Raw genomic sequence first — 9528 nt, forward strand, 5'->3', positions numbered from 1 at the left:
AACGATCCTGAGCTTGGTCGCCTCGATCGCGAAAAATGTTCACGGGGCGGGTCGCGCGATGACGCACCGCGTCATCAGGCCGCTTTCATGATTGAAGCCTGCAACCTGTGTCCAACTGGTATGGGTCACCACGAAAACGAAGCTTGCATTGGACGGGCGACGGATGATCAAATCCCTGATCGGAATACCTGCGTTATTGGGGGACACATGATGTTCAGGATGACTGTAATCGTCGCGGGTTTGGCTCTGGCGCTCACCGCCCCGGCAGAGGCCCAGACCCCCCGCAAGGGCGGAACCATCCGCATGACCGCGCCTTACGGTTCGAGTTTCACCAGCCTCGACATCCACACCACCCAGCGCGCCCAGGACGAGATCTACGCCAAGGCGCTGCATCGTTCGCTCTACATCTGGGATTCGGCGGAAGGAAAACCGGTTCCCGAGCTTGCGAAGGAGGTCGTCGTCTCCGGCGGTGGTCTCGTCTACACCTTCAAGCTCCGCGATGACGCCTATTTCCACAACGGCCGCAAGATGACGGCCGACGACATCATCTGGTCCTTCAACCGCATCATGGACGGCACCAAGGCCTATCCCGGCGCGCGCTTTGTTCGCATCATCGAGGGCGCGGCCGCGGTCGAGAAGGGGCAGGCCAAGGAGATCTCCGGCCTGAAGAAAATCGACGACTTCACCCTCGAGATGAAGCTGACCGAGAAAGTCGATCCCGGCTTCTATTTCTTCACCGCGCTGACCTCGATCTATCCCGCCGACGAAGGCGGCAAGGAGAGCTTCATCCAGCATCCGATCGGTCTTGGGCCGTTCAAGTTCGTCGAGCACGTGCCGGGCTCGCGCATCGTGCTGGAGCGTTGGGACAAGTTCTACAAGCCCGGCAAGCCCTACGCCGACAAGCTCATCGTCTCGATCATGGGTGAGGCTGCCGCGCGCGACGTCGCCTTCCGCAACAAGGAGATCGACACCTCCGTGCTCGGGCCGGCCCAATATGTCGCCTATCAGGCCGACCCCAATCTCAAGGGCACCATTGTCGAGGTCGCCGAGGTCTTCACCCGTTACATGGGGATGAATCCCGCATTCAAGCCGTTCGCCGACAAGCGCGTGCGGCAGGCCATCAACTATGCGATCGACAGCGATCTGATCATCAACAAGCTGGTCAAGGGCAAGGCCTACCGCGCCACCAGCTGGCTGCCGCTGACTTCGCCCGCCTACGACAAGGCGATGAAGCCGTACCCCTACGATCCCGCCAAGGCCAAGCAATTGCTCGCTGACGCCGGCTATCCAAACGGCTTCGAGTTCGAATGGACCACGAGCCAGAATGAAAGCTGGGGCCTGCCGATCGTCTCGGCCGTCATCCCGATGCTGGACAAGGTCGGTATCAAGGTGAAGGTCAAGCAGGTCGAGACCGCGGTGCTGGCGGAGGTGGTTCGCACCGGCGACTACCAGGCCTTCATCTATTCCCAGCAGAGCGGCCCGGATCCGCTGGCCGCGCTGAAATGCTTCCATTCGTCGACGCCGCAGCCGGCCTGCAACTACATGAACTTCAGGAACCCCGACTTCGACAAGATCCTCGATGAGGCAGGGCAGACCTCCGACGTCGGCAAGCGCACCCAATTGCTGCAGAACGCCAATGCGTTCCTCTACGAGGAGGCGCCGGTTTGGTTCTTCAATTACAACAAGGCGGTCATGGCCGTGCAGCCCTGGCTCCACGGGATCCAGCAGAACCCGACGGAGCTGACCCACCAGAACGCCGAGGAGCTCTGGGTCGACGAGACTTCGCCCGCGAAATGACACGCCTTCTCGTGCTCCCTCCGTCGCGATTGAAGCGACGGAGGGAGGGAAGAAAGTGCCGATGCTCTCGTTCCTGATCCGCCGCCTGCTGCAGACCATCCCGACCGTGCTCGCCGTCGTGATGCTGGTCTTCGTGCTGTTCAGCGTCGTTCCCGGCAGCATCGCCTCGACCATGAGCGACGACGTCGATCCCCAGGTCGAGCTGCGCCTGAAACAGCAGCTCGGTCTCGACGACCCCCTTTATGTGCGCTTCGGCAATTACATCGCCAAGCTAGCGACCGGTGACTTTGGCACCTCGTTCCGAACCCGCGAGCCCGTCACCAGCATGATCGCCAAGCGGGCATGGCCGACGCTGCAGCTGATCTTCACGGCGATGGCGTTTTCCGTCGTGGTCGGCGTGCCGCTCGGCTTCATCGCCGCGTTGCGACCGGGCGGGCTCGTTGACACGCTCGCAATGGTCGTGGCGGTGTCCGGCCTGTCCATTGCCAAATTCTGGCTCGGATTGATGATCATGTACGTCTTTGCGTTGAAGCTCGGCTGGCTGCCGAGTTTCGGCTATGGCGATGGCGGCCTGAAATATCTGCTGCTGCCGGCCGTGACGCTCGGCGTCTCGCCGATGGCGCTGTTTGCCCGGACGACGCGCGCCGCGGTGCTCGAGATCATGTCGGCGGATTTCGTCCGCACCGCGCGTTCCAAGGGCATGAGCGAGGTCAGGGTGGTGAAGTGGCACGTGATGCGCAACGCGCTCGTCATCATCCTCACCACCGTCGGCCTGCAATTCGGCGGGCTGATGGGGCAGGCGGTCGTGGTCGAAAAACTGTTCTCCTGGCCGGGCATCGGCTCGCTGCTGGTCGACAGCGTCCTGCAGCGCGATATTCCGGCGGTTCAGGGCTCCATTCTGGTCGTCGTGCTGGCCTTTCTCGCGATCAATTTGCTGATCGATTTGCTCTACGGCGTGATCGATCCCAGGATCAGATACGCATGAAGCTCCGCGCCAATCTCATCATCGGTGGCGCCTTGTTCGCGCTCGCCATCCTGGTCGGCGTGCTTGCGCCCTGGCTGGCGCATACCGATCCCGTGATGGATGCCAACCTCATGAACGCGGAAGAGCCGCCGAGCTGGACCTGGTGGTTCGGCACGGACGACCAGGGCCGCGATATCTATTCCCGCGTGGTCTACGGTGCGCAGGTCTCGCTGACGGTCGGCATCGTCTCGCAGCTCATCAACAGCGTCATCGGCGTCGCGCTGGGCCTCAGTGCCGGCTATTGGGGCGGCTGGTGGGACGATGTCGTCAACGCGCTAACCAATGTCATGCTCGCGATCCCCTCGCTGATCTTCGCGCTCGCCATCATGTCGGTGCTTGGCCCCGGTCTGACCAGCCTGTTGATCGCCCTCGGATTGACCAACTGGTCCTTTACCTGCCGGATCGCGCGAGCTTCGGCGTTGTCGCTGCGGAGCCAGGGCTATGTGCAGGCCGCCACGGTGCTCGGCTATGGCGATTTGCGCATCATGATGACGCAGCTCTTGCCAAACATGCTGGGCCCGATCGTCGTCATTGCCACGCTCGGCATGGGCAGCGCCGTGCTCTCCGAGGCCGCGTTGTCGTTCATCGGCCTCGGCGTCCGCCCGCCGTTTCCGAGCTGGGGGAGCATGCTGTCGGACGCCCGCGACCAGATCACGACGGCGCCCTGGCTTTCGGTGTTCCCGGGGCTCGCCATCTTCCTGACCGTGCTCGGACTCAATCTGCTCGGCGACGGCCTGCGCGACATTCTCGATCCCCAGTCGCGGAGCCGCCGGACATGACGGGCGCACCGCTGATCGAGGTCGAGGATCTGCGCATCGATATCGGCGATGGTCGCAGCCGCGTCGCGGCGGCCGAGGGCGTTTCGTTCCGCATCGATCGCGGCGAGACCTTTGGCCTCGTCGGTGAGTCCGGCTGCGGCAAGAGCATCACGGCGCTCGCGCTGATCGGCCTGCTGCGGCCGCCGCTGTCGATCGGCAGCGGTGTCATCCGATTTGACGGGCACGAAATCCAGCATCTGTCCGCGGCGGCCCAGCGCGACCTGCGCGGCAATCGCATCGCCATGATCTTCCAGGAGCCGATGACCGCGCTCAATCCGGTCTCGCCCGTGGGCCGGCAGATTGCCGAGATGTTCGTGCTGCACAAGGGCAAGAGCTGGCGCGAGGCCAACAAGCTGGCGGTCGAGGCGCTGGCAAGCGTCCGTGTGCCCGCGCCGGAGCGGCGCGTGAACGATTACCCGCATCAGCTCTCCGGCGGAATGCGTCAGCGCGTCATGATCGCCATTGCGCTTGCCTGCGGTCCAGACCTTCTCATCGCGGACGAGCCGACCACCGCGCTCGACGTTACCGTGCAGGCCGAGATCATCGAGCTGATGCGCAATCTCTGCGCCGAGCGCGGCACCGCGATCCTGATGATCAGCCACGATCTCGGCCTGGTCGCCAATGTCTGCCGCCGCGTCGCCGTGATGTATGCCGGTCGCATCGTCGAGGAGCGCGGCTCTACCGATATCTTTCGCGCCCCATCGCACCCCTATACGAAGGGCCTGGTCGACTCGCTGCCGCGGCTCGGCAGCCGCGCTGCGCTCGGCCGTAGCAGGCTCAAGGAAATTGCAGGCGTCGTCCCGGCGATCGCGAATTTCCCCGATGGCTGCCGGTTCAATCCGCGTTGCGCCAGTGCGACGGACATTTGCCGGAGCGTCGTGCCGACGGCGGATTTCCTGGAAGCCGGCGGCTTGGTGCGGTGCCACCACCATGCATGAGCCCAAAAGCAAATCGGGTGAGGCGAGGGGAAACGACGATCTCATTCTCAGCGTCGAGGATCTCGCGGTTCATTTCCCTGTCGGAGGTGGCCTGCTGGGCGGCAACCGGCGCGTGCTCCGCGCCGTCGATGGCGTCGATCTCGAGCTGAAGCGGGGCGAATGCCTTGGCCTTGTCGGCGAATCCGGCTCCGGCAAGTCGACAGTCGCCTTGTCGATCCTGGGCCTGCTGGCGCCGACGCGCGGCCGCATCGTGCTGGACGGGCAGGTGGTGACATCAAGGCCGGCAGTCGATCGCAAGGCGCTCGCGCGCATCGTGCAGATAGTATTTCAGGATCCTTACGCCTCGCTCAATCCGCGCCAGACCGTTCGCCGCACGCTGGAAGATCCGCTGCGCGTTCACGGCGTCGCGTCAAAAAGCGAAATCGAGGACCGCGTCGCGACCATGCTGCGGCATGTCGGCCTGCGGCCCGAGCAGGCCGGCCGTTACCCCCACGAATTCTCCGGCGGCCAGCGCCAGCGCATCGGCATTGCGCGCGCGCTGATCCTCAACCCCAAGATCGTCATCTGCGACGAGCCCGTCTCCGCGCTCGACGTCTCGATCCGCGCCCAGATCATCAATCTGCTGCTGGAATTGAAGGACACGCTCGGTCTGTCCTACATCATGATCAGCCACGACCTCGGCGTCGTCGAGCACATGAGCGACCGCGTCGCCGTGATGTATCTGGGCCGCATCGTCGAGAATGGCGACTGGCGCGAGATCTTTGAACGGCCCGCGCATCCCTATACGCAGGCCCTGATATCAGCGATCCCCGATCCCTTGCACCATGCGCCGCTGGCGACGACAGGCGGCGATCTTCCCAATCCGCTCAACCCGCCGAACGGATGTGCCTTCAGCCCGCGCTGCCGCTACGCGGAGGATGTGTGTCGCCACGAGCCGGGGCCGGCGCTGGAGACGCGGCCCGACGGGCATGCGGTGAGGTGCTGGCGGAGCGAGGAGATTGCGGGACGCATGGCCTCAACCTCGACCGAAAGTGCTCATCCCTAGACCAAAGGGAGCGGGTTTGGGCGGTGCCCGCCCTTGGCCCGGAAGCAGCCGTTTCGTGTTCAGGGGGATGTCGCTTATAAACCCCTAGCGGACCTGGATTGCCGATCCTGTTTCGTCTGCTACGGCCCAAAGCGCACTTCGACTTCTGGCAATTTTAACTCTTATCGGCGAACTATGTATCCTGGACGTTGAATTTGCGTAAGCTCTCGCGCGCCCGTGCCGACGCGCTTCAGAATTTTTCCCGGGAGACCGTTGATGGCTCAAGAAAGTTCGAGGCCGCGCATCGGCGAAGGACGCATCGGCAGTTCTCTCTGCGCCGCGATCGGCGTGCTCAGCGTCGCTGCGGTGCTATGCCTGCGCTACCCCGCCTTTCTGACGACACCTGAGCTGCGCGTCCATTACGACGTCGAGCTGCTCCGCCTCACCCTCGCGATCGCCATGGTCGTCGGTGCCTGGCTCGGCGTCATCGGGATCGTGCTTGGCGGCCCGCGGGTGCAAGCCACGATTGGCCTCAGCGCGCTTTTCCTCGCCACGCTGCTTGGCGGGCCCTACGTGCCGACACCGGATTTTCTCCAGCCGCGCGTCTATCTCGGCCTCGACTGGCTGGTGCTCGATCTCTTCTTCACCGGCGCAGCATTCGTGCTGCTCGAGTGGATATTCCCACGGGTGCGGCCGGAGCAAGGGCCGCTCAGCCCCGGCTGGAGGCTCGATCTCGCCTATTTCGGCGTCAACCATTTGCTGATCGGCATCTTCCTGGTGGTCTCGACACATTTTGCCCATGACTATTTCGCCTGGGCGATCAGCCCGTCGCTGCAGGCGCATGTCGTGGCCCTGCCGGCGATCGTCCGCTTCGTGCTGGTGATCCTGGCGGCCGATGCAGTCGAATACGTCTCCCACCGCGCCTATCACGAGGTGCCGTGGCTGTGGCGAATCCATGCGATCCATCATTCGCCCGAACACATGGACTGGCTCTCGGGATCGCGCCTGCATTTCTTCGAGCCATTGGCAACGCGCGCCCTGGTGCTGGTGCCGATCTTCCTGCTCGGCTTCCCGCAGGACACGATCTTCGCCTATCTCATTTTCATCTCTGTGCAATCGGTGCTGATCCATTCAAACATCAAGATGGATGTCGGCTGGCTGCGATACGTGATCGTCACGCCGCAATTCCATCACTGGCACCACGCGTCGGACGCCGAGGCCATCGACAAGAACTACGCGGCACACACGCCGCTGTTCGATATGCTGGGCAGAACCTGGCACCTGCCCAAAGACCGCTGGCCGGTCAAATACGGTACGGTGAAGCCGATCCCCGGCGGCATGCTCGGCCAGTTCGTGCACCCCTTCGTCGGGCCGGTGAAGGAATTCCTCGAACATCGGGACTCATGAAGCGGCGTGTTCCGCTGTTGCCGGCATGAGAGTCGCAGCGCGATTTCACACTGTTCGCAAAACTTGTGGATCTCTCAAACCAGCGCCATCGCCGCTCCCGCGGCCGCGCTGAAGGCGACGACGACCAGTGGTGGCGCACGCCAGGCGACCAGCAGGACAAAGCCGACAAGGGCGATGCCAAAATCCCGCGGCGAATGCACGCTGGTGGTCCAGACCGGATTGTAGAGCGCAGCGCCGAGCACGCCGACCACCGCGGCGTTGACGCCGCGCATCATGGCCTGCGCGCCGGCACGCTTCCGGAATGAATCCCAGAACGGCAGCGCGCCGAGCAGGATCAGGATTCCCGGCAGGAAGATGCCGACCAGGCCGAGCACGGCTCCGGCCACGCCATGCGGCTCCGGTGAGACCACGGTGCCGAGGTAAGCCGCGAAGGTGAAGAGCGGGCCGGGCACGGCCTGGGCCGCCCCATAGCCGGCGAGAAAGGCGTCGTCGGTCAGCCAGCCCGGGGTGACGAACGCTTCCCGCAGCAGCGGGAGCACGACATGGCCGCCGCCGAACACGAGCGCGCCGGAGCGGTAGAAGGCGTCGAACAGGGCGATGCCCGTGGAGCCGGTCAGGGCGTGAAGTGCGGGCAGACCTGCCAGGAGAACGAAGAATATCCCGAGGGTCATCATCCCCACGGTGCGCGATACCGGCATCTCCACATGTCCGGACGGCGCCGCTGCATCGCTACGGCACAGCCACAGACCGGCGAGCGCGCCGAGGACGATTGCACCGATCTGGGCAATCGACGCCGTGGAGAACAGGATGATCAGCGCGGCCACGACGGCGATCGAAGCACGTTCGCGATCCGGGCAGAGGTTGCGCGCCATGCCCCAGACGGCCTGCGCCACGATGGCGACTGCAGTGAGCTTCAGTCCGTGCAGCAGGCCGGCGCCAACAGGTCCGCCGAGCGCGCCGGCGCCGTAGGCGAACAGGACGAGGATCAGGGCAGACGGCAGAGTGAAGCCGGTCCAGGCCGCGAGCGCGCCGGGATAGCCTGATCGCATCAGGCCGATCGAGAAGCCGACCTGGCTGCTGGCGGGACCGGGCAGGAACTGGCACAGCCCGACCAGATCGGCGTAGGCATGCTCGTCGATCCATTTCCGCCGCACCACGAACTCGTCGCGGAAGTAGCCGATATGGGCAATCGGACCGCCGAAACAGGTCAGCCCCAGCTTTAGGAAGATGCGCAGGACTTCCAGCGGCGAGCTGGCAAGGGATGTTTGACCGGCTGAGGTCTCGGTCGATCGGTCGAATTTGCTCGCGGGCATGGGATCGGGTTCCGGTACGCGCATATCGGGTTTCGATAAAGGATATTGCCGGGGTCGGCTATCGGATTTCGCCGCTGGAACGAGGTCTGCGGTCATCCGTTGAAGCGCCGTCGCCTGGCGCTGAGCGCGCGCGGCGCCGCGACAAATTGGGCTCACAGATCCACGGGAGCGCCGACATGGTCGTCATGCAAAGCAAGCGTCGCTTGCTCGTGCTGGGCGGAGCGCTGGCGGCGGTCGCCGCGCCCGCCCTCATCACCCTGCCGGCCCTTGCTGAACGGAAGGGCGGCGGCGGGAAGCGGAAGGGCGCGGAGAAGAAGGACGAGGACGTCAGTCCGCCTGAGGATCTGATGCGCGAGCACGGCGTGCTCGATCGGGTGTTATTGCTCTACGAAGCCGGTATCCGGAAGTTCGCGTCGAACGACGATTTCGATCCCGAAATGATCACGCAATCCGCCGGGATCATCCGGGACTTCATCAACAACTACCATGAGAAATCGGAGGAGGAGCACGTTTTCCCGCGCTTCAGGAAGGCGGGCCGGATGACCGATCTGGTTGACGTCCTGCTGCGCCAGCATGAAGCAGGCCGGAAGGTGACGGACAATATCCTGAGGCTCGCACCGACTGGCCGAGGCAATACCGACGACCGCAAGCAGCTCGTCGGCGCGATGCAATCCTTCATCACGATGTATCGGCCGCACGCGGCCCGCGAAGACACGGACCTCTTTCCGAAGCTGAAGGACGTCGTCTCCTCGAACGAGTACGATGCGATGGCCGAGGACTTCGAGAAGAAGGAGCACCAGCTGTTCGGCGAGGACGGCTTCGAGAAGATGGCGGCCCGCGTCGCCCAGCTGGAGCAGCAGATGGGCATTCATGACCTGAACCAGTTCACGCCGCGCTGACGCGGGGGCCGAGTTGCTGTGGGCCGGCGTGACCCGCACGATCACCACCGATCGTGGCGTGAAGCTGGCCGCCAGCGTTGCCGGCGGCTTTGGGTCGATTGTGTTGCAAAAGTCGGCTGTAGCAGATTTAGGTGTTAGTCTCTTCCTTGAGAGCCGCGCTCCAAAAGCGCTGGCTCTGACGCATTTTACGCAACTTCGACGCTACGCGACGCGCAGAGCCTGAGCGGGAGGCGGTCGGGCAACCAGTGATGCAAACCGCCTCAGATTCTGGGCGATGGCCGCTAGAACAAATTCATCCTGGGCACCTC

Annotated in this window: 8 protein-coding genes; 7 read left to right on the forward strand and 1 reads right to left on the reverse strand. The window is 64.0% G+C overall.

The window, feature by feature from the left end:
* Window positions 1-207: 207 nt before the first annotated feature.
* From Q0687_RS11725 to Q0687_RS11750, 6 genes are all read left to right on the forward strand, one after another.
* Entirely contained in the window at window positions 208-1797 is a 1590-nt protein-coding gene (locus Q0687_RS11725) for an ABC transporter substrate-binding protein (protein WP_298876375.1), read from the forward strand.
* A 61-nt stretch (window positions 1798-1858) separates the two neighbouring features.
* Entirely contained in the window at window positions 1859-2782 is a 924-nt protein-coding gene (locus tag Q0687_RS11730; RefSeq protein WP_298876401.1) for an ABC transporter permease, read from the forward strand.
* A complete protein-coding gene (locus Q0687_RS11735; protein ID WP_298876377.1) occupies window positions 2779-3600 on the forward strand; it encodes an ABC transporter permease in 822 nt (273 codons plus the stop codon). The genes Q0687_RS11730 and Q0687_RS11735 overlap by 4 nt, the downstream gene beginning before the upstream one ends.
* Window positions 3597-4577, forward strand: coding sequence for an ABC transporter ATP-binding protein (locus Q0687_RS11740; protein WP_298876380.1), 981 nt, complete (start codon window positions 3597-3599; stop codon window positions 4575-4577). The genes Q0687_RS11735 and Q0687_RS11740 overlap by 4 nt, the downstream gene beginning before the upstream one ends.
* Window positions 4570-5622, forward strand: coding sequence for an oligopeptide/dipeptide ABC transporter ATP-binding protein (locus tag Q0687_RS11745; RefSeq protein WP_298876383.1), 1053 nt, complete (start codon window positions 4570-4572; stop codon window positions 5620-5622). The genes Q0687_RS11740 and Q0687_RS11745 overlap by 8 nt, the downstream gene beginning before the upstream one ends.
* A 255-nt stretch (window positions 5623-5877) precedes the next feature.
* Window positions 5878-7008, forward strand: coding sequence for a sterol desaturase family protein (locus Q0687_RS11750; RefSeq protein ID WP_298876385.1), 1131 nt, complete (start codon window positions 5878-5880; stop codon window positions 7006-7008).
* 74 nt (window positions 7009-7082) lie between these two features.
* Here the strand turns inward: Q0687_RS11750 and chrA are convergent, their stop codons facing one another.
* Complete coding sequence (gene chrA / locus Q0687_RS11755; RefSeq protein WP_298876388.1) at window positions 7083-8321, reverse strand: chromate efflux transporter; 1239 nt, start codon at window positions 8319-8321, stop codon at window positions 7083-7085.
* On the opposite strand from chrA, the gene Q0687_RS11760 reads away from it, so the two are divergent.
* Window positions 8270-9220 carry a hemerythrin domain-containing protein gene (locus Q0687_RS11760; RefSeq protein ID WP_298876390.1) on the forward strand — a complete coding sequence of 317 codons (951 nt, stop codon included), beginning with the start codon at window positions 8270-8272 and terminating at the stop codon, window positions 9218-9220. The two genes, chrA and Q0687_RS11760, sit on opposite strands and share 52 nt — an antisense overlap.
* Window positions 9221-9528: the final 308 nt, after the last annotated feature.

It is taken from the genome of uncultured Bradyrhizobium sp. (genome assembly GCF_936928535.1).
Lineage (GTDB): Bacteria > Pseudomonadota > Alphaproteobacteria > Rhizobiales > Xanthobacteraceae > Bradyrhizobium.